Here is a 19,302-nt window from a genome sequence, read left to right on the forward strand (position 1 = left end):
TCCCGGTGCCGCCCCTGTTCGCTATTGGCGTGAAATCTAGCTCTCGTCGGACTCCGCCGCGTCCTCCGACTCGCCGCCGCCGAACAGCTCGGCGGTGTCGACGGTCGCGCCGTCGGTGTCGGTGACGGTGAACTTCTCGACGACACCGGCCAGCGCCTTGCCGCGACGGACGTCGGCGAAGACGGCGCCGAGCTGGCCTGCCTGCTGGATCTGCTGGATGAACTGATCCGGCGACATGCCGTACTGCTGCGCCTGGAAGATGATCCGCTCGGTCAGCTCCTGCTGGCCGACCTGGGTGCCGTCGGCCTCCGCGATCGCGTCGAGCAGCAGCTGCGTCTTGACGGACTTCTCGGCGGACGCCTTGGCGTCGGCGTCGAACTGCTCACGGGTGGTGCCCTGCTCCTCGAGCAGCTCGGCGAGCTTCGCCTCGTCGTGGTCGAGACCGTGGATGGCGTCGTGCAGTGCTGCGTCGACCTCGGCCTTGACGACGGCCTCGGGCAGCGGGACCTCGACGGTCTCGAGCAGGGTCTCGAGGACCTTGTCGCGGATCTGGCCGGCCTGCTCGACCTTCGCGACGCGGCCGACGCGCTCGCGCAGGTCGTCCTTGAGGGCGTCGAGGGTGTCGAACTCGCTCGCCAGCTGGGCGAAGTCGTCGTCGGCCTCGGGCAGCTCGCGCTCCTTGACGGTGCCGACGGTGACCGTCACGACGGCCTCCTTGCCGGTGTGCTCACCGGCGACGAGCTTGGTGGTGAACTCCTTGGACTCGCCGGCCTTCAGCCCGACGACGGCCTCGTCGAGGCCCTCGATCAGCTGACCCGATCCGACCTCGTGGGACAGCCCGGCGGCGGTGGCCTCCGGGACGGCCTCGCCGTCGACGGTGGCGGACAGGTCGATGGAGACGAAGTCACCCTCGGCCGCGGCCCGCTCGACACCGGTGAGGGTGCCGAAACGCTGGCGCAGCGACAGCAGCTGCTCGTCGACGGCCTCGTCGGTGATCTCGACGGGGTCGACCGTCACCGCGAGGGTGGCGAAGTCGGGGAGGGAGATCTCCGGCCGGACGTCGACCTCGGCGGTGAACTCGAGGAGCTCGCCGTCCTCGATCTTGGTGATCTCGATCTCGGGCTGGCCGATGACCTTGACCTCACCGGTGGTGACGGCCTCCTGGTAGCGGCCCGGCAGTGCGTCGTTGACGACCTGCTCGAGCACGGCGCCGCGGCCGACGCGAGCCTCGAGCAGCTTGGCCGGGGCCTTGCCCGGGCGGAAGCCGGGGAGACGGATCTGCTGTGCGAGGGCCTTGTACGCCTTGTCGAAGTCGGGCTTGAGCTCCTCGAAGGGCACCTCAACGTTGATACGGACCCGCGTCGGGCTCAGCTGCTCGACGGTGCTCTTCACGGACATGCTCCTTCGTGTGGTCTATCTCGTTGCCGCGTGGCCTGATTTCAGGCTCACGCATTCCTTACGTTGTCCCTGGTCGGGGTGACAGGATTTGAACCTGCGACCCTCCGCTCCCAAAGCGGATGCGCTACCAAGCTGCGCTACACCCCGTTAGGTCCGCGAGCATCGGCGACCGCGGTCGAGAACCGCGGGCCGCTACCGAATGGGAATCCTACGGCCACCCGATTGGCGAATCCAAAGCGAGGTTATGTACAGTCTCCAACGCAGACGACAGTCATGGCGATCCCAGGACGTCGTGTGCTCGGGGATGTAGCTCAATGGTAGAGCCCTAGTCTTCCAAACTAGCTACGCGGGTTCGATTCCCGTCATCCCCTCGCTTCGGCCCATCGGCCGGCCCAAAGCCCCCCACCTGCTCCGACAGGTGGGGGGCTTTGTCATGTCCGGGGACGCCCGGGCGACCGACAGCGGGGACATTCGCGGACAGCCACAATTCGAGGCCACGCCGATCTAGGGTGGAACGTGTTTCAGTCTTCCCCCGCCCAGTGAAGGAATGCCGCATGCACACCCCCCTTTGCGACGAACTCGGAATCGAGTTCCCCATCTTCGCGTTCACCCATTGCCGCGATGTCGTGGTCGCCGTGAGCAAGGCCGGCGGCTTCGGCGTGCTCGGGGCGGTCGGCTTCACGCCCGAGGAGCTCGAAATCGAACTGAAGTGGATCGACGAGCACATCGGCGACCACCCGTACGGCGTCGACATCGTCATTCCGAACAAGTACGAGGGCATGGACTCGAACCTGTCCGCCGACGAACTCACCACCATGCTGCAGAAGATGGTCCCCCAGTCGACCCTCGACTTCGGTCGCAAGATCCTCACCGACCACGGCGTGCCCCTGCCCGAGGAAGGCAGCGATAACGCGTTGCAGCTTCTCGGCTGGACCGAGGCCACCGCCACCCCGCAGGTCGAGGTCGCGCTGCAGCACCCGAAGGTCACCCTGATCGCCAACGCCCTCGGCACGCCGCCGGCGGACATGATCGCGCACATCCACGCGGCCGGCCGCAAGGTCGCGGCCCTGTGCGGCTCGCCCTACCAGGCCCGCAAGCACGCGGACGCCGGCGTCGACATCATCATCGCCCAGGGCGGCGAGGGCGGCGGACACTGCGGCGAGGTCGGATCGATCGTGCTGTGGCCGCAGGTCGTCAAGGAGGTCGCGCCGGTCCCGGTGCTCGCCGCGGGTGGTATCGGCAGCGGCCAGCAGATCGCCGCCGCCCTGGCCATGGGCGCTCAGGGCGCCTGGTCGGGCTCGCAGTGGCTGATGGTCGAGGAGGCCGAGAACACCGCCGTCCAGCAGGCCGCGTACACGAACGCCACCAGCCGCGACACCGTGCGCAGCCGCTCGTTCACCGGCAAGCCCTGCCGGATGCTGCGCAACGACTGGACCGAGGCATGGGAGAAGGAGGGCAACCCCGAACCGCTCGGCATGCCGCTGCAGTACATGGTCTCCGGGATGGCCGTCGCCGCCACCCACAAGTACCCGGACGAGACCGTCGACGTCGCGTTCAACCCGGTCGGACAGGTCGTCGGCCAGTTCACCAAGGTGGAGAAGACCTCCGCCGTCATCGAGCGCTGGGTCCAGGAGTACCTGGAGGCGACCGGCACCCTCGAGCGGCTGAACGAGGCAGCGAACGCCTGACGATCACTGATCGGGAAGGATCGGGACGGTTTCGCCGCGGTCCTTCCCGATCAGCGCCGCCCGCGTGACGGCCACCGCCCCGAACCGGTTCCGGACCGAGTCCAGGGCGGTGTCCAGGGCGGTGGCGTCACGCGGCGCCCGCTCCGCCGTCCCGGCCTCCAGTTCGAACGGCAGTGCCAGCTGCTCGACACCCTCGGTGTCGAGATTGGTCAGCGCGACACCGATCAACGTCAGCCCCTGACCGAGAATCAGCGGCCGAGCCTGCTCGAGCAGCACCCGGACGGCGGCCAGGATCGTCTCGGTGCGCGCCGTCGCCTGCGGCAGCGTGAGCGAACGGGTGCCGCGAGTGAAGTCCGCGAACCGCATCCGCACGACGACCGTGCGGCAGACCCGGCCCGCCTTGCGCAGGCGCCGGGCCACGCGATCGACCAGCGCGGCGGCGGTCGCGTCGATCTCGTCGAGCGAGTGCGGCCGGCGACCGAGCGCGTGCTGGGCTCCGATCGAACGGCGCCGCGTGGTGGTCTGCACGCGCCGCGGGTCGCGGGCCCACGCCAGGGCGTGCAGGTGTCGGCCCGAGGCGCGGCCCACCACCGACATCAGCTCACGTTCCGGCAACATGGCCATCTGCCCGACCGTCTCGATGCCGTAGTCGCGGAGCTTGCGGGACGTGACCTTCCCGACTCCCCAGATTCGCTCGACCGGAAGGGGGTGCAGGAACGCGAGCTCGCGGTCCGGCGGGACCAGCAGCAGCCCGTCCGGTTTGCCGACCGCGCTGGCCACCTTCGCGAGGAACTTGGTCCGGGCGATCCCGACCGTGATCGGCAGCCCGACCCGTTCGCGGACCTCGCGTCGCAGCCGGGTGGCGATCTCGACCGGGCTGCCCGCGATCCGCGCCAGTCCCCCGACGTCGAGGAAGGCCTCGTCGATCGAGATGCCCTCGACCAGCGGGGTCGTGTCACGGAACACCTCGAAGACCGCCTTGCTCGCCTCGGCGTATGCGGACATCCGCGGCCGCACCACGACCGCCTGCGGACACAGCCGCAGCGCCTGGGCGCCGCCGCTGGCCGTCCGGACGCCGTACGCCTTCGCCTCGTAGCTGGCCGCGAGGACCACCCCGCCGCCGACGATCACCGGCCGGCCCCGCAGCGACGGGTCGTCGCGCTGCTCGACCGAGGCGTAGAAGGCGTCGAGGTCGGCGTGCAGGATCGTCGCTTGATCCGCAGCGGGGCGCTCGAAGTCAGACACGAACATATGTTCGCATCGACCACCGACACGAACGGGTCCCGGTAAACTGGCCCGTGTCCGGTTTGTCCCTTCGGGAAGGTCTCCTGTGGAACTCCTCCTGATCCTTGTGATCATCGCCGCCGTCGTCTTCCTGGTCATGAAGAGCCAGAAGCGCTCGGCCGGCAACACCGCCCACCAGCTCGACGACGCGAAGGCGGACGCCCGCCAGGCGATCGAGCGCCTCGGCGGACAGGTGTACAACCTCACCGGCACCGACACCGCCTCCAAGCAGGCGCTCGCGGACGCCTCCGAGCGTTACACCGCGGCCGGGTCCCAGATCGAGCAGGCGGGCACCCCGGCGCAGGCGCGCCTGGCCAAGCAGACCGCGCTCGAGGGCCTGTACTACATCCGTGCCGCGCGGACCGCGATGGGCATGGACCCGGGACCCGAGGTGCCCAGCATCGACGGCCAGAAGTCCGCCGGGTCGGTCACGGAAGACCGTCAGATCGAATTCGAGGGTCGCGAGGTGTCGGCCTCGCCCAGCCCGTCGACGCGCACGCCCAACTACTACCCCGGTGGCCGCGTCGCCGGTCGTCCGGTCCCGGCCGGTTGGTACTCCGAGCCGTGGTGGAAGCCCGCACTGGTGGCGGGCGCGTGGGGCGTCGGTTCGATGTTCCTGTTCTCCGCGATGTTCAGCGGCATGTCGGGAGTGCCGTACGACGCCAACGCATTCGAGAACGGCTACGGCGACGGCTACCAGGACGGCCTGGACGCGGCGGGCGGCGACATGGGCGATCAGGGCGGCGACATGGGTGACACGGGCGGCGACACCGACTACGGCGCCATGGGTGACGGCGGCGGGTTCGACGGCGGTGGATTCGACGGCGGCGGGTTCGACGGCGGCGGGTTCGACTTCTGAGTCACACTCAGGCCGGCTGGCAGGTGGGGCACCAGAAGAGGTTGCGCGCCTTCATGACCGAATGCAGGACCGGCGTGCCGCACACCCGGCATGCCTCGCCAGCACGGCGGTAGACGTAGGTCCGCGGACGGTCGACCGCGTACGACGGCGCGCCGGTGTCGTGTTCGGGGCGCACCACGTGCATCACCCCGGCGTCGACGCCGACGGCCATCAGTTCGACCAGGTCCGACCAGATGGCGTCCCACTCGGATCGGCTCACCTTCGCGCCGGGCCGATCCGGGTGGATGCCGTGCCGGAAGAGCACCTCGGCGCGATACACGTTGCCGACGCCGGCGAGCACCGCCTGATCCATCAGCAGCGCACCGATCGCGGTCTGAGACTTGGAGATTCGACGCCATGCCCGTTCCGGGTCGGCGTCGCGCCGCAGCGGGTCGGGACCGAGTCGCTGCTCCAGCGCGGTCAGCTGCGTCTCGTCGTAGATCTCGCAGGCGGTGGGACCGCGCAGGTCGGTGCCGATCTCGGTGCCGACCATTCGCATCCGCACCTGCCCGACCGGAGGTCCCATCGGCAGCGGCAACTCGGTGAACTTGCCGTACAGGCCGAGGTGAATGTGCACGATGCGGCCGTTGTCGTAGTGGTGGAGCAGGTGCTTGCCCCAGGCCTCAGCCGACTCCAACACGGCGCCGTCGATCAGGGCGGCGCCGGCCTCGAATCGACCCTGGGGGCTGGAGACGCGGACGGGAGCACCGGCGAAGTGTCGCCGATGCTCCCGTGCCAAGCGGTGGAGAGTGTGACCTTCGGGCACTCAGGCCTCGGGCAGCACGGGCGGGACGCCGGTGCGCTCGTACTCGGAGAGGATGTCGATGCGGCGCTGGTGGCGCTCCTCGCCGGACCACGGGGTCTCGAGGAACGCGTCGACGATCGCGAGCGCCTCCTCGGTGGAGTGCATACGGCCGCCGATGCCGATCAGCTGGGCCTTGTTGTGCTGGCGCGCGAGCTGAGCGGTCTCGACGCTCCACGCGAGGGCACAGCGGGCGCCGGGCACCTTGTTCGCGGCGATCTGCTCGCCGTTGCCGCTGCCGCCGAGAACGATGCCGAGGCTGCCCTCGTCCGCGACGGTCCGGCGAGCCGCCTCGACGCAGAACGCCGGGTAGTCGTCGAGCGCGTCGTACACGTGGGCACCGCAGTCGATCGCCTCGTGGCCGTTCGCGACGAGATGATCCTTGATCAGATTCTTGAGTTCGAAGCCGGCGTGGTCGGCACCTAGGTATACGCGCATGGGTCGATTCTGACAGACCACCTCAGGCGAAGCCGCGGGCAGTGCCGCCCTCGGGCACGGCCTCGGGCGGTGCGACCACCCGACATCGACGACGACCCACCCCGCCTAGAGTCGACATCCATGGAGCAGTTCACGCCGGTCACGGCGAACCCTGTGCCACCCGTCCCCTCCCCCGACTTCCCACCACCGCAAGGCCTTCCGCCGAGTGGACTCTCCCCGTGGGGGATGCCGGTGCGGCACCGACTGGAGATCCCCCTGCTGGCTCTCGCGGTCACCGTGACCGCCGTCGCCTACCTGACCTCCGTCGCGCTGCTGCTGACCGGCCGGCTCGACTACTGGGTGGTCCTGCTGCTGCTCGCCCCCGTCGTGGTGTTCGTGGCACGCGGGCAGATGTACGCCGCCCAGCGCGTCAACGGCGTGAAGATGACGCCGACCCAGTTCCCCGACGGACACCGGATGCTGGTCGAGGCGGCGGCGCGATTCGGCATGCGGGAGGTGCCCGACGGCTACGTCGTGCTCGGCAACGGCCGGATCAACGCGTTCGCCTCCGGTCACGGGTTCCGCCGGTACGTGGTGGTGTACAGCGACCTGTTCGAGATCGGCGGTCATGCCCGCAATCCCGACGCCCTCGCCTTCATCATCGGCCACGAGGTCGGGCACATCGCCGCGGGGCACACCTCGTACTGGCGTCAGCTCGGGATGTTCGCGTCCAACTACGTTCCGGTGATCGGCTCGTCCCTCTCGCGCGCACAGGAGTACACCGCCGACAATCACGGTCTGTGCAATCGCCCGGACGGCGCCGTCGGCGCGATCGGTGTGCTGGGCGCGGGCAAGTACCTGATGAACCTGGTGGGCTTCCACGAGATGGCCGATCGCGCCGTCACCGAGCGCGGCTTCTTCCCCTGGCTGGTCAACCTGCTGGCCGGCCATCCCGTGTTGACCTGGCGCGCCCACGCGCTGCGGGACCGCTCGCGGCACGGGCGGCTGTTCTTCCGGCCCTGATTCGCTAGCGTTCGCGGTGCGCCCGGACCCGCCGGTTGTCGCCGTCGACCCAGCCCTTGGACGCGGCGTAGTCGATCATGGCGACGAACCGCGGCAGCCAGTCCGGCAGCCGGTCGGGGTGCGAGTTCAGGGCGCGCTCGAGCCGGCCGATCTCGAGCCAGACGTGCTCGTCCTCCACCACACCCCAGTCGGCGAGCGCGGCGCTCACGCGGTCGGAGTCGGGATCGCCGACGACCGTCACCGCGAGCTTCGTGTACTCGTCGACCCCGGTCAGCACGACCGCCGGAACGGCCGACTCCAGGTCCACCTCGAGCTGCATGGCGCGCACGCCTCCTTCGACATCCGTTGACGGCCTCACGAATTGGAGACCCCTTGAATTGGATCACTTGATCCAATTCATTCCCATTGGAAGCCATACCCCGGGTGTCCGTCAAGATGTGACATGCTCGGGCCATGTCCACCGCCAGCGGAAACCGTCAGGGCACGGCAACCCGAGCGAAACTGGTCAAGGTGGCCGAGCGACTCTTCGCCGCCCAGGGCGTCGACGCGGTGTCGGTGCGCGCCGTCAACGCCGCCGCCGGACTCGGACCTGCGTCGGTGCACTATCACTTCGGTTCGAAGGACGACCTGCTCTCGGCGGTGCTCGTCGATCTCGGCGGTCCCGTACGCGACCGGATCGCGGCCAATGTCGCGACCCTCGCGGCCGACCCGGAGCCCGCCGGTACCGACGCGCTGGTGCGCGCGCTGACCGATCCGTACCTCGAACTGCTGTTGCAGCACCGCATTCGGGGCCTTCGCTGGGTGAAGATCATTGCGCAGCTGTCCCCGGAGGGTCATCCCGCACTCCGCTCGACCGGCGAGGACGTGGAGGCCGCGCTTCTGCGCGAGGTTCGCCGAACGTATCCGGACACCGATCCGGACCGGCTCGAACTGCGCTGGGCCATCTCGGTGACCGGCTTCCTGCAGGCCCTGAGCCGCGCCGACGAGTGGAACCGCGAGGGCAGGAATCCGTCGCCCGACGGCCTGACCTCGTTCTACGAGGACCTCGTCGACTTCGTCGTCGGCGGCCTCGACCGACTCCTGCACACCTAGCACCCCTCCGCAGCCGCCCGGCCCGCCGCGGGGTACCCGCCGGGCCGCCCACTCAGCGGGACATTTATGGATCACTTGATCCAACTCGGTGATAGAACGAAACCCGGCATCGATGTGATGCCGCTCACCTTCTTCATTCTTCACGGCGCCCCACCCATCCCCAGGAGAGCACGCCCATGTGGACCTCAGACTCGATCAAGTTCGGGGCGTTCCTCGCCCCGTACCACCCGCTGAACGCCGATCCCGCGCTGCAACTGCGCCGCGACATCGATCTCATGCAGCACCTCGACCACCTCGGCTTCGACGAGGCGTGGATGGGCGAGCACCATTCGACCGGCGCCGAGATCGTGCCCGCCCCCGACGTGTTCATCGCCGCGGCAGCCGAGCGCACCGAACGCATCCGGTTCGGCACCGGCGTCGCCTCACTGCCCTACCACCACCCGCTGGTCACCGTGGACCGCATCACCCAGCTGGACCTGCAGACCCGCGGCCGGCTGATCTTCGGCACCGGCCCCGGCAAGATCCCGCTGGACGCGCACATGATGGGCATCGACCCCTCGGACCAGCGTCGCATGCAGGGTGAGGCGCTCGAGGCGATCCTGGCGCTGCTGCGCGGCGAGGTGGTGAACATGGAGACGGACTGGTTCACCCTGCGCGACGCCCGCGCCCAGCTGCCGACGTACAACCCGGCCGGCATCGAGATCGCGACCGCGTCGACGATGTCGCCGAACGGCTCGGTGCTCGCCGGCACGCACGGCCTCTCGCTGCTGTCGCTGGCTGCCAGCTCCCCCAGCGGATTCGAGGTCCTCGACCGCAACTGGGGCGTCTACGAGAAGGTCTGCGCCGAGCACGGACACGTCGCCGACCGGTCCACCTGGCGGCTGGTCAACCCGATGTTCCTCGCCGAGACCCGCGCCGACGCGGAGCGCGCGGTGAGCCGGCGGATCGACTCGATGGCCGCCTACGTCAACCGGCAGACCGGGCAGAACCCGGACTGGGCGCAGACTCCCAAGGGAATCATCGACCAGTGGCGCAACGACACCCTCGGCGAGTTCGGGCAGGCCATCATCGGCACCCCCGACGAGGCGATCGCGCAGATCGAGCGACTGATCGAGAAGACCGGCGGGTTCGGCACCATGCTGATCCTGCACGTCGACATGGCGAACTGGGAGGACACCAAGCGCAGCTACGAGCTGTTCGCGTCCGAGGTGATCCCGCACTTCAAGAACCGCAACCGTGGCCGCGAGGCGAGCCTGCAGTTCGCCGAGGACAACCGCGACTACCTCATCGGCGGCCTGGTGGGCGCGATCACCAAGGCCCACACCGACTACTACGGTCAGCCCGTCGAGAGCGCGGGGGCATCGGCATGAGGGCCGCACAGTTCCACGACGGCGCCTTCACGGTGGCGGACGTCCCGGACGCACCCGCGCTCGGCCCCGGGCAGATCCGGATCGAGATCGTCGCCTGCGGCATCTGCGGGAGCGACCTGAGCATGTCCAAGGACCCGTGCCGGTTCGTGCACGTCGCAGAGAACGCGGGCTACCCGCTCGCGACCTTCGACACCGATCGGCCGGTGGTCCTCGGCCACGAGTACGCCGGCATCGTCACCGAGGTCGATTCGGGCGTCACCGATTTCGCCGTCGGCGACCAGGTGACCGGGATCGGGCTCGCGACCGACACCAGCACCGGGATCCCGAAGATCATCGGGTTCTCCAACGAGTACCACGGCGCGTTCGGCGAGCACATCGTCGTCGACGCGTTCTGGGTGCGGAGGGTGCCCGAGGGCCTGTCGCTCGAGCACGCGACGCTCGCCGAGCCGCTGCACGTCGGCGAGATGCACATGCAGCAGTCGGGCCTCACCTCCGCCGACTCGGCGCTCGTGATCGGTTGCGGCACCATCGGTCTCGGCGCGATCGTGGCGGCCAAGGCCCGAGGCGCGCAGGTGGTGATCGCGTCCGAGCCCTCGGCGAAGCGGCGCGAGCTGGCGAAGCTGATGGGCGCCGACATCGTCGTCGACCCGAACGAGCAGGACCCGATCGAGCTGTGGAATCAGATGGTGGCCGAGGGCAACACGCTCGTCGGGCAGGCCGGGGCCGGCATCCTGATCGCGTACGAGTGCAGTGGCCGCGCGGGGATCCTGGGCACGCTGATGCACACCATGCCGTTCAACTCACGGATCCAGGTGCTGGCCGCGCCGTTCGGCGACGAGGTCGTCATCCCCGTGGTCGGACAGTTCCGCCGGATCGCGATCAACTTCGGCCACGGCCCGTACGAGGACGCCTACGACATCACCCTGCAGCGTCTGGCCGACGGCGAGATCGACGCCGAGGCGATCATCACCGGCCGGGTCGGACTCGACGGCGTCGCCGGCGCGTTCGACGCGCTGCGCAACCCCGACGAGCACGTGAAGATCCTGGTCCTGCCGAAGAACTGAAACCGCGCCTCACGGCACGGGGGTCAGGGAGCGATCGCGCCCTGACCCCCGTAAGTCCCGGGTGCCCATCGAAAGGGTGAACCTTGTTCGAATTCTCCAGACGATCGTTACTCACGGGCGGAGCAGCGACCCTCGGCGCCGGAGTGCTCGGGGCCCGGCAACAGTCCGCGAAGACGTGGAGCCCTGATATCTGGCGCCAGACCGGAGCGGTCGGAGCACCCAGCGTCACCGGACTGCACCTACAGTTCGGAGCGGACGCCTCGCGCGAGATGGGGGTCTCCTGGGTCACCCCGGCCACGGTGCGCAATCCTCGGGTCGAGTTCGGGACACTGACCGGCGGCCCCGGTCGGACCGTGCAGGCGCGCACCAAGCATTACCGGGACGGCGTCGACGGTGGTGAACTGTTCGCCCATCACGCCCGCATCGAGAACCTCGACCCCGACACCCGTTACGTCTATTACGCCACCCACGACGGCGGCGTCCCCGACTCCGGCATCTTCACCACCGCCCCGCGGGGCCGTAAGCCCCTGCGCTTCACCAGTTTCGGCGACCAGGGCACCGTCAACCTGCGTCAGGGAAAGAAGTGGCCGGCGGGTGCACCGGGTGGAAATGGACCCTACCCCGTCTACACCAGCAGCAACGTCGGCAGCCAGGCGTCCGCGGACATCGTGCAGGCGGTCGAGCGCGCCGACCCGCTGTTCAACCTGCTCAACGGCGACCTGTGCTACGCGGCAATCGGCGCGTACTTCGGCCAGCCGCGCACCCCCACCTGGGCCGACTGGTTCATCAGCAACAGCAGATCCACCCGCTACCGCCCCTGGATGCCCTGTCCCGGGAACCACGAGAACGAGCGGGCGAACGGCCAATTCGGGTTCGACGCCTACCGAAACCTGTTCGAATTGCCGTCCAACGGTGGCGACCCCGCATTCCAGGGCCTGTGGTATTCGTTCACTGCCGGCTCCGTGCGCGTGATCAGCGTCAGCAACGACGACGTCGCGATCCAGGATGCAGGCGACTCCTACATCCGGGGCTATTCCGGCGGCGCACAGCAACGTTGGCTGGAGGCAGAGCTGAAGGGCGCTCGCGCTGACAAGGCGATCGACTGGATCGTCGTGTGCATGCACCAGACCATGATCTCGAGCGCAGAGAGAAGCAACGGCAGCGACCTCGGAGTACGACAGGCGTGGGGACCGCTATTCGATCAGTACGGCGTCGACCTGGTGGTGTGCGGACACGAGCACCACTACGAGCGATCCCATGCCGTTCGCGGCTCGAGCGGCAACGACACCGCCACACCGATCCCGGTCGACACCAGGAAGGACACGATCGACACCGAGAAGGGCACGGTGCACATGGTGATCGGCGGGGGCGGGAACTTCGCAACCTCCGAAGGGGACCTGTTCGAGCGACCCGAGGCAAGGGTGATCGTTGCGCTGAGCGACAAGGACAGCCCAGTACTACCCGGCCACAAGGACTCAGTCTGGGTCAAGGAGGACGCGCCGTGGGCGTCCTTCCAGGATCGCAAGAACCCGCACGGCTTCGCGGCCTTCGATGTCGACCCGGGGAAAGGCCCCGGCGACAAGACCCGCCTCAAAGTCACCTACTACACATTCGACGGTCCGTTCGCCGAGCTGCGTCCCGTCGACGAGTTCGTCCTCGAACGCCGCCGTACGGACGGTTCCGGCGGTGGCGGACGACCCGGGTCGTCCGAGGGCGGTGGGCGTTTCGGGTCCTGACCGAACCAGGCACCCCGTGAGTCCTTCTGGCCCCCGTAGGGACGAGAAGGACTCACGGGTGCGAAGCGCCTACTCGAAGGAGGGATCCTCGGTACGGCTGCGCTTGAGCTCGAAGAAGTGCGGGTAGGAGGCCAGCGCGACGACACCGTCCCACACCTTCCCCGCGTCTTCGCCGCGGGGAATGCGGGAGAGCACCGGGCCGAAGAACGCGACGCCGTTGACGTGGATGGTCGGCGTGCCGACGTCGGGACCGACTGCGTCCATGCCCGCCTTGTGGCTGGCCCGCAACTGCTGGTCGTGGACGTCGGTGTCGGCGGCGGACGCCAGGTCCGCCGGCAAGCCCACCTCCGCCAGCGCCTCCGCGATCACCCTGGGAAGGTCCTGGTTGCGCTGGTCGTGGATGCGGGTGCCCATCGCGGTGTACAGCGGCAGCAGCACCTCCTCGCCGTGCTCCTTCGCCGCCGCGATCGCCACCCGGACCGGGCCCCAGCCCTTGTCCATCAGCTCGCGGTACTGCTCGGGCAGTTCCTTGCCCTCGTTCAGCACGGCCAGGCTCATCACGTGGAACCGCGCCTCGATGTCGCGGACCTTCTCGACCTCGAGAATCCAGCGCGAGGTGATCCAGCACCACGGGCACAGCGGGTCGAACCAAAAGTCTGCGGTGTCCTTCTTCGTCTCACTCACTTGGCGCTCTCCATCGGTTGGGTCCACGGATCGAATTCCGGTCTCGTCACACGACAACCGCGACGCGCCGCGATTGCTTCCCGAGGTGCCTGCGGCGCAGTACCGTCGACGGTACGAGACCCCCGGGATCGGAGCGTGGCAGATGTCACCGAACCGTACGTTCGTCATCGTCGGCGGCGGGCTCGCCGGAGCGAAGGTCGCGGAGGGTCTTCGCGACAGGGACTTCGACGGCCACGTCGTGCTGCTCAGCGGCGAGGACCACCTCCCCTACGAACGGCCACCGCTGTCCAAGGAACACCTCACGAGCGCGAAGGCCCTCTCCGATTTCACCGTTCACGACGGCGACTGGTACCGCGACCACCGGGTCGACCTGCGCGTGGGGACCACCGTCACCGCGCTGGACCCGACCGCACACCAGGTCACACTTCCGGACGGCTCCACTCTCGCTTACGACAAGCTCGCGCTGGCCACCGGGTCACGGTCGAGACGACCACCGATCCCCGGCTCCGACGCCGCGGGCGTGCACTACCTGCGCACCGTCGAGGAGTCCGACACGCTCCTCGCCGCGCTCCAGCCGCGGTCACGACTGGTGGTGATCGGCGCCGGATGGATCGGCATGGAGGTCGCCGCCGCCGCCCGCGGGCACGACGTCACCGTCACGGTGGTCGAAGCGGCGGAGTTGCCGCTGCTCTCCTCGCTCGGCGCCGAGATGGGCACCGTGTTCGCCGAAATGCATCGTGAGCACGGTGTGGACCTGCGGCTGAGTGCGACGGTCGAGGAGATCGTCACCGAGTCCGGCCGGGCCACCGGGGTGCGCCTGGGTACCGGTGACGTGCTGGCCGCGGACGCCGTACTCGTCGCGGTCGGCGCCGCACCGAACGTCGAACTGGCACGCGAGGCGGGCCTCGCCGTCGACGGCGGTGTCCTGGTCGACGCCAGACTGATCAGCAGCGATCCCGACATCGTGGCGGTCGGTGACATCGCCGCGCAACAGCATCCGGTGCTGGGGACCCGGATACGCGTCGAGCATTGGGCGAACGCCCTCAACCAGCCCGCCGTGGCCGCCTCGACGATGCTCGGCGGCAGCGAGGAGTACACCAATCTGCCGTACTTCTTCACCGACCAGTACGACCTCGGCATGGAGTACGTCGGGCACGCACCCCCGGGCAGTTACGCCCGGGTGGTGGTCCGCGGCGACGTCGTCCGGCGTGCGTTCGTGGCCTTCTGGCTCGACGGCGACCACCGGGTGCGGGCCGGGATGAACGTGAACGTCTGGGACGTGACCGACCGGATCAAGGAACTGATCGCCTCGCGCGAACCGGTCGATCCGGCCCTGTTGTCGGACCCCGCGGCACCCCTCTGATCGGCTCGCGACTCGACGACAGGGACCGCTGGTCAGCCCGCAACCTGCTCGAAGTTGGCGATCATGCGCTGCAGCACGTCCATCATGGTCGCGTAGTCCTCCGACCGGACGCCGGCCACGGAGCACACCCGTTTCGTCGACGCGTTTCCGGGACCGACCGACGCCACTCGGTGAGGACGGTCGTGGGCGTCGGCGCGTCGTGATGGGATGGAGCCGAGCACCTGTCCCCGACTCCCGAGGAGCGTCCCGAAGTGGCCCCACCGAACCTCACCCGCGACCAGGCAGCGCAACGCGCGGCGCTGTTGACGGTCGAGAACTACGACATCGAGTTGGACCTCACCGACGGCAGCGGGGCGCCCGGCGAGCAGACGTTCCGCTCCCGTACCACGGTCACGTTCGGCGCGACGGCCGGCGGGCAGACCTTTGTCGATCTCGTCGCCCGCGGGGTGCGCACCGCCGCCCTCAACGGACGTCCGCTGGACGTCAGCGGCTACGACGGGGCCGAGGGCATCGCACTGACCGACCTGGCCGAGCAGAACGAACTGGTCGTCGAGGCCGACTGCGAGTACTCGAACACCGGCGAGGGCCTGCACCGTTTCGTCGACCCGACCGACCAGGCCGTGTACCTGTATTCGCAGTTCGAGACCGCGGACGCCAAGCGGATGTTCGCGTGCTTCGACCAGCCGGATCTCAAGGCCACCTTCGACATTCGGGTCACCGCCCCGGCCGACTGGCAGGTGATCTCCAATTCGGCGGCGGTCGAGACAGTCGCGGCCACGCCCGGCGTGCACCAGTTCCGGACCACCCCGAAGATGAGCACCTACCTGGTCGCGCTCATCGCCGGTCCGTACGCGCGGTGGAGTGACAGCTACTCCGACGAGCACGGCCACATCCCGCTGGGCATTTACTGCCGCGCCTCGCTCGCCGAGCACATGGACGCCGAGCGACTGTTCACCGAGACCAAGCAGGGCTTCGACTTCTACCACCGCAGCTTCGGGGTGCCGTACGCGTTCGGCAAGTACGACCAGCTGTTCGTGCCCGAATTCAACGCGGGCGCAATGGAGAACGCCGGGGCGGTCACCTTCCTCGAGGACTACGTGTTCCGGTCCAAGGTCACCCGCTACTCGTACGAGCGGCGCGCGGAGACGGTGCTGCACGAGATGGCGCACATGTGGTTCGGCGACCTGGTCACCATGAAGTGGTGGGACGACCTGTGGCTCAACGAGTCCTTCGCGACCTTCGCCTCGGTGCTGTGCCAGACCGAGGCCACCGAGTACACCAACGCCTGGACCACGTTCGCGAACGTCGAGAAGTCGTGGGCGTACCGGCAGGACCAGCTGCCCTCGACGCACCCGATCGCCGCGGACATCCCGGACCTCGCCGCGGTGGAGGTGAACTTCGACGGCATCACCTACGCCAAGGGCGCATCGGTGCTCAAGCAACTCGTCGCGTACGTGGGGCTCGAACCATTCCTGTCCGGCCTGCGCGCCTACTTCGACGACCACGCGTACGGCAATGCGACGTTCGACGACCTGCTCGCCGCGCTGGAGAAGGCGTCGGGCCGAGACCTGTCGGACTGGGGCTCGCAGTGGCTCAAGACCACCGGCCTGAACATCCTGCGGCCGGAGTTCGAGGTGGACGCCGACGGGAGGTTCACCTCGTTCGCGGTGATCCAGGAGGGCGCCGCGCCGGGCGCGGGCGAGACCCGTGTGCACCGCCTCGCGATCGGTGTCTACGACGACGGCCAGCACGGCAAGCTGGTGCGCACCGAGCGCATCGAGCTCGACATCGAGGGCCCCCGCACCGAGGTGCCCGAACTCGTCGGGAGCGCACGCGGCAAGCTGGTGCTGGTCAACGACGACGACCTCACGTACTGCTCGGTGCGGCTCGACCCGGAGTCGCTGGCCACGGCGATCGACCGGATCGGGGACATCGCGGATCCACTGCCCCGCACGCTGCTGTGGTCGGCGGCCTGGGAGATGACCCGTCAGGCCGAGCTCAAGGCCCGCGACTTCGTGGCCCTGGTGCAGCGGGGCATCGGCACCGAGACCGAGGTCGGCGTGGTGCAGCGGCTGCTGATGCAGGCGCACACTGCGCTCGCGGCCTACACCGAGCCCGGCTGGGCGTCCGGGACCGGCTGGCCGGACTTCGCGAACAGGCTGCTCGAGCTGGCCCGGGAGGCCGAGGCCGGCTCGGACCACCAGCTCGCGTTCGTGAACTCGCTGACCGGGGCGCAGCTCTCGCCGTGGCACACCGAGGTGCTGCAGGAACTGCTCGATGCCGATCCGAAGACGGTCGGGCTGCCTGGTCTGGTGGTCGACACCGACCTGCGGTGGCGGCTGGTCACCGCGCTCGCGGTCGCCGGGGAGGTCGACGCCGACGGCACAGAGTCGCCGGTCATCGACGCCGAGGCCGAACGGGACCCGACCGCCGCCGGGGCCAGGGCGGCGGCCGCGGCCCGCGCGGCCCGACCGCAGGCCGCGGTCAAGGAGCAGGCCTGGGCGACGGTGGTGGGCGACGACACGGTCCCGAACATCACCGCCCGCTCGATCATCGGCGGCTTCTCGGCGCCGGGTCAGGACGAACTCCTCGAGCCGTACGTCGCCCGCTACTTCGCCGACATTCCCGGGGTGTGGGCGCGGCGGTCGAGCGAGGTCGCCCAGACGGTGGTCGTCGGGCTGTACCCGGCCTGGTCGATCAGTGCGGCCTCGGTCGCGGCGGCCGACCAGTTCCTCGCCGGCGACCATCCGCCGGCGTTGCGCCGGCTGGTCGTCGAGGGCCGGGCCGGGATCGAACGCTCGCTGAAGGCCCGCGCCTTCGACGCCACCTGACCCCACCAACGGCAGTGACCCAATGTCACATCGGTTCGGGCTGACTGAACCGATGTGACATTGGGTCACATGGGACGAGAGGGTCTAGCGGGCCGCGATGGCCGCGCTCATGACGCGGACCGCGCTGACGAGTCCGTCGATCAGGTTGGCCTCGCCGAACGACGAGACGGCCGCGGTCACGCCGAGCTGCGCGACACGGTCGGTGACCCGGTCCGCGACGGCCTTGCCGGAACGGACCTCGACGGCGCGCTGGTTCGGCGACACCGCGATGAGCACCGAACGCTCGGCCTCGGGGGTCGTCGGGAACAGCTCGTCGACACCGGTCGCGGGATCCTCACCCAGCGGTCCGATGTACGCGTTGAAGCGCACCTTGGTCGACCGCGTCGCGTCGGTCAGTGCGTCGTCGAGCGTCACCAGCTCGTCCACACTGAACGGGAGGTCGTCGTACGGATCGCCGATGCGGTGCACCGAGGAGACCCGGCCGCTGGCGGTCACGACGGACCCCACCGGGAGGTCGGCCTCGATCACTGCCGGGAAACTGCTACCACCTGCCACTTGCCGAACCTCCGATCAGATCTGCGGAACCGGCCGCGATGGCCTTGTGTCCGCCATGGTGTCCTGCCACGGTGACCTCGTCGACGGCGGACCACAGCACAGGCTTGTGGGTCCATTCCTTGTCGAGCGAGTAGTGCTCGGGCGTCGAACCCGCGACCGGCTTGGCCAGGAAGCACAGTCCCGCGATGATCGCCGTGGCGACCACGGGGATCCCGACGAAGATCAGCACTGTCTCAAGAATGCTCACCTGCCAAACGGTAGCCCAGACGCCCGGCGAAGGTGACATGACCCGCATGAAAAGGCCGTGGGGACCACCCGCTATGCCGCACCCTCCCCGAGGTACCGCAGCCAGAGCGGGTCGAGGTCCTTGGTCGCCGCGAGCAGGCGCCAGTGCTGGCCCTTGGGCGGGACCAGCGCTGCGCGCAGGGTCCAGCCGAGTTCGCTGAGCAATTTGTCGGCCTTGCGGTGGTTGCACGGAGCACAGCAGGCGACGCAGTTCTCCCATGAATGACCGCCGCCGCGGCTGCGCGGGATCACGTGGTCGATGGTCTCCGCCTTGTCTCCGCAGTAGGCACACCGGAATCGATCGCGGTGCATCAGCGCGGCACGGGTCATCGGGATCCTGGCACGGTACGGAACGCGGACGTAGTTGCGCAGCCGGATCACCGACGGGACCTGCACGGAGCAGCCGGCGGAGTGGATGACCTGCCCGAGCGGGTCCTCGTGGACGGCGTCGGCCTTGTCGCAGACGAGCAGCACGACGGCTCGGCGGACGGGAAGCGCGGTGAGTGGCTCGTAGGTGGCGTTGAGCAGCAGCACCCGGCGTTTCACCCAGGCGGGCACCGCGTCCTCGCCCGGGATCGAGGGTCTGAGGCCCTCGTCTAACACTTGCAGCGTAGAAGCCCCCGTCCCGCGCGCGTCGCGCAGTCCAGTGGGCTCGAGTTGTCGATGCGCTCGCGCGCCGTGCCGGTGCTTCATGCCACCTCCGGAAAAGACCCCACCCAGTGGACCACGGATGAGACCTCGACGCACGCCCATTTCGGCACAAAAGATGCTGGACACTCGGTGAACAGCGGGCGACGACGGGGCCGCGGCGA

General features: G+C 69.0%; 19 protein-coding genes and 2 tRNA genes. 10 read left to right on the top strand and 11 right to left on the bottom strand.

The window, feature by feature from the left end; translation table 11 throughout:
* Nucleotides 1-36: 36 nt before the first annotated feature.
* Entirely contained in the window at nucleotides 37-1,392 is a 1,356-nt protein-coding gene (tig, locus tag ACFXGJ_RS15070; protein ID WP_378621217.1) for a trigger factor, read from the bottom strand.
* Between the two features lie 76 nt (nucleotides 1,393-1,468).
* Nucleotides 1,469-1,545 (bottom strand) — tRNA-Pro (locus ACFXGJ_RS15075).
* A 153-nt stretch (nucleotides 1,546-1,698) separates the two neighbouring features.
* Here ACFXGJ_RS15075 and ACFXGJ_RS15080 point away from each other — a divergent pair.
* Nucleotides 1,699-1,769, top strand: a tRNA-Gly gene (locus ACFXGJ_RS15080).
* A 183-nt stretch (nucleotides 1,770-1,952) separates the two neighbouring features.
* Nucleotides 1,953-3,086: a nitronate monooxygenase gene (locus ACFXGJ_RS15085; RefSeq protein ID WP_378621220.1), complete on the top strand. Its 1,134-nt coding sequence runs from the start codon at nucleotides 1,953-1,955 to the stop codon at nucleotides 3,084-3,086.
* A gap of 3 nt (nucleotides 3,087-3,089) precedes the next feature.
* Here ACFXGJ_RS15085 and dinB read toward each other — a convergent pair whose 3' ends face one another.
* A complete protein-coding gene (gene dinB / locus ACFXGJ_RS15090) occupies nucleotides 3,090-4,337 on the bottom strand; it encodes a DNA polymerase IV (protein ID WP_378621222.1) in 1,248 nt (415 codons plus the stop codon).
* A gap of 79 nt (nucleotides 4,338-4,416) precedes the next feature.
* Between dinB and ACFXGJ_RS15095 the strand changes: the two genes are divergently transcribed.
* Nucleotides 4,417-5,229: a DUF1542 domain-containing protein gene (locus ACFXGJ_RS15095; RefSeq protein WP_378621224.1), complete on the top strand. Its 813-nt coding sequence runs from the start codon at nucleotides 4,417-4,419 to the stop codon at nucleotides 5,227-5,229.
* 7 nt (nucleotides 5,230-5,236) lie between these two features.
* On the opposite strand, the gene ACFXGJ_RS15100 is transcribed toward ACFXGJ_RS15095, so the two are convergent.
* Nucleotides 5,237-6,034 carry an Fpg/Nei family DNA glycosylase gene (locus ACFXGJ_RS15100; protein WP_378621226.1) on the bottom strand — a complete coding sequence of 266 codons (798 nt, stop codon included), beginning with the start codon at nucleotides 6,032-6,034 and terminating at the stop codon, nucleotides 5,237-5,239.
* Complete coding sequence (locus ACFXGJ_RS15105) at nucleotides 6,035-6,508, bottom strand: ribose-5-phosphate isomerase (protein WP_378621228.1); 474 nt, start codon at nucleotides 6,506-6,508, stop codon at nucleotides 6,035-6,037.
* Between the two features lie 225 nt (nucleotides 6,509-6,733).
* Here ACFXGJ_RS15105 and ACFXGJ_RS15110 point away from each other — a divergent pair, with 225 nt between their 5' ends.
* Complete coding sequence (locus ACFXGJ_RS15110; protein ID WP_378621266.1) at nucleotides 6,734-7,510, top strand: M48 family metallopeptidase; 777 nt, start codon at nucleotides 6,734-6,736, stop codon at nucleotides 7,508-7,510.
* A gap of 4 nt (nucleotides 7,511-7,514) precedes the next feature.
* On the opposite strand, the gene ACFXGJ_RS15115 is transcribed toward ACFXGJ_RS15110, so the two are convergent.
* Nucleotides 7,515-7,838, bottom strand: coding sequence for a hypothetical protein (locus ACFXGJ_RS15115; RefSeq protein WP_378621230.1), 324 nt, complete (start codon nucleotides 7,836-7,838; stop codon nucleotides 7,515-7,517).
* A gap of 125 nt (nucleotides 7,839-7,963) precedes the next feature.
* Here ACFXGJ_RS15115 and ACFXGJ_RS15120 point away from each other — a divergent pair, with 125 nt between their 5' ends.
* The 4 genes from ACFXGJ_RS15120 (at nucleotide 7,964) to ACFXGJ_RS15135 (ending at nucleotide 12,772) form a co-directional block, all read left to right on the top strand.
* Nucleotides 7,964-8,602, top strand: coding sequence for a TetR/AcrR family transcriptional regulator (locus ACFXGJ_RS15120; RefSeq protein ID WP_378621233.1), 639 nt, complete (start codon nucleotides 7,964-7,966; stop codon nucleotides 8,600-8,602).
* 176 nt (nucleotides 8,603-8,778) lie between these two features.
* On the top strand, nucleotides 8,779-9,972 hold the full coding sequence (locus ACFXGJ_RS15125; protein ID WP_378621235.1) for an LLM class flavin-dependent oxidoreductase: 1,194 nt from the start codon (nucleotides 8,779-8,781) through the stop codon (nucleotides 9,970-9,972).
* Nucleotides 9,969-11,036, top strand: coding sequence for an alcohol dehydrogenase catalytic domain-containing protein (locus tag ACFXGJ_RS15130; RefSeq protein WP_378621237.1), 1,068 nt, complete (start codon nucleotides 9,969-9,971; stop codon nucleotides 11,034-11,036). The genes ACFXGJ_RS15125 and ACFXGJ_RS15130 overlap by 4 nt, the downstream gene beginning before the upstream one ends.
* Before the next feature lie 83 nt (nucleotides 11,037-11,119).
* Entirely contained in the window at nucleotides 11,120-12,772 is a 1,653-nt protein-coding gene (locus ACFXGJ_RS15135) for a purple acid phosphatase family protein (protein ID WP_378621239.1), read from the top strand.
* A gap of 69 nt (nucleotides 12,773-12,841) precedes the next feature.
* Here the strand turns inward: ACFXGJ_RS15135 and ACFXGJ_RS15140 are convergent, their stop codons facing one another.
* A complete protein-coding gene (locus ACFXGJ_RS15140) occupies nucleotides 12,842-13,456 on the bottom strand; it encodes a DsbA family protein (RefSeq protein WP_378621241.1) in 615 nt (204 codons plus the stop codon).
* A 142-nt stretch (nucleotides 13,457-13,598) separates the two neighbouring features.
* Between ACFXGJ_RS15140 and ACFXGJ_RS15145 the strand changes: the two genes are divergently transcribed.
* Entirely contained in the window at nucleotides 13,599-14,819 is a 1,221-nt protein-coding gene (locus ACFXGJ_RS15145) for an NAD(P)/FAD-dependent oxidoreductase (protein ID WP_378621243.1), read from the top strand.
* A gap of 32 nt (nucleotides 14,820-14,851) precedes the next feature.
* Here the strand turns inward: ACFXGJ_RS15145 and ACFXGJ_RS15150 are convergent, their stop codons facing one another.
* Nucleotides 14,852-14,986 carry a hypothetical protein gene (locus tag ACFXGJ_RS15150; RefSeq protein WP_378621245.1) on the bottom strand — a complete coding sequence of 45 codons (135 nt, stop codon included), beginning with the start codon at nucleotides 14,984-14,986 and terminating at the stop codon, nucleotides 14,852-14,854.
* An 84-nt stretch (nucleotides 14,987-15,070) separates the two neighbouring features.
* Between ACFXGJ_RS15150 and pepN the strand changes: the two genes are divergently transcribed.
* The gene (pepN, locus tag ACFXGJ_RS15155) at nucleotides 15,071-17,650 is read left to right on the top strand and encodes an aminopeptidase N (RefSeq protein WP_378621247.1); all 2,580 of its coding nucleotides are present in this window, start codon (nucleotides 15,071-15,073) and stop codon (nucleotides 17,648-17,650) included.
* An 84-nt stretch (nucleotides 17,651-17,734) separates the two neighbouring features.
* Here pepN and ACFXGJ_RS15160 read toward each other — a convergent pair whose 3' ends face one another.
* The 3 genes from ACFXGJ_RS15160 to ACFXGJ_RS15170 form a co-directional block, all read right to left on the bottom strand.
* Complete coding sequence (locus tag ACFXGJ_RS15160; RefSeq protein WP_378621250.1) at nucleotides 17,735-18,178, bottom strand: DUF5130 domain-containing protein; 444 nt, start codon at nucleotides 18,176-18,178, stop codon at nucleotides 17,735-17,737.
* Between the two features lie 13 nt (nucleotides 18,179-18,191).
* Nucleotides 18,192-18,452, bottom strand: coding sequence for a hypothetical protein (locus ACFXGJ_RS15165; protein WP_378621252.1), 261 nt, complete (start codon nucleotides 18,450-18,452; stop codon nucleotides 18,192-18,194).
* A gap of 71 nt (nucleotides 18,453-18,523) precedes the next feature.
* Entirely contained in the window at nucleotides 18,524-19,183 is a 660-nt protein-coding gene (locus ACFXGJ_RS15170; protein ID WP_378621254.1) for an HNH endonuclease, read from the bottom strand.
* Between the last annotated feature and the right edge of the window lie 119 nt (nucleotides 19,184-19,302).

It is taken from the genome of Rhodococcus sp. NPDC059234, assembly GCF_042754225.1.
In the GTDB taxonomy this organism is placed as follows: Bacteria; Actinomycetota; Actinomycetes; order Mycobacteriales; family Mycobacteriaceae; genus Rhodococcus_G.

Bases quoted from the DNA above. Each gene is read 5' to 3' on its own strand.
- ACFXGJ_RS15085 (WP_378621220.1), top strand. From the start codon at position 1,953: ATGCACACCCCCCTTTGCGACGAACTCGGAATCGAGTTCCCCATCTTC.
- ACFXGJ_RS15120 (WP_378621233.1), top strand. From the start codon at position 7,964: ATGTCCACCGCCAGCGGAAACCGTCAGGGCACGGCAACCCGAGCGAAA.
- ACFXGJ_RS15145 (WP_378621243.1), top strand. From the start codon at position 13,599: ATGTCACCGAACCGTACGTTCGTCATCGTCGGCGGCGGGCTCGCCGGA.
- ACFXGJ_RS15125 (WP_378621235.1), top strand. From the start codon at position 8,779: ATGTGGACCTCAGACTCGATCAAGTTCGGGGCGTTCCTCGCCCCGTAC.
- ACFXGJ_RS15170 (WP_378621254.1), bottom strand. From the start codon at position 19,183: ATGAAGCACCGGCACGGCGCGCGAGCGCATCGACAACTCGAGCCCACT.
- ACFXGJ_RS15110 (WP_378621266.1), top strand. From the start codon at position 6,734: ATGCCGGTGCGGCACCGACTGGAGATCCCCCTGCTGGCTCTCGCGGTC.
- dinB (WP_378621222.1), bottom strand. From the start codon at position 4,337: ATGTTCGTGTCTGACTTCGAGCGCCCCGCTGCGGATCAAGCGACGATC.
- ACFXGJ_RS15105 (WP_378621228.1), bottom strand. From the start codon at position 6,508: ATGCGCGTATACCTAGGTGCCGACCACGCCGGCTTCGAACTCAAGAAT.
- ACFXGJ_RS15130 (WP_378621237.1), top strand. From the start codon at position 9,969: ATGAGGGCCGCACAGTTCCACGACGGCGCCTTCACGGTGGCGGACGTC.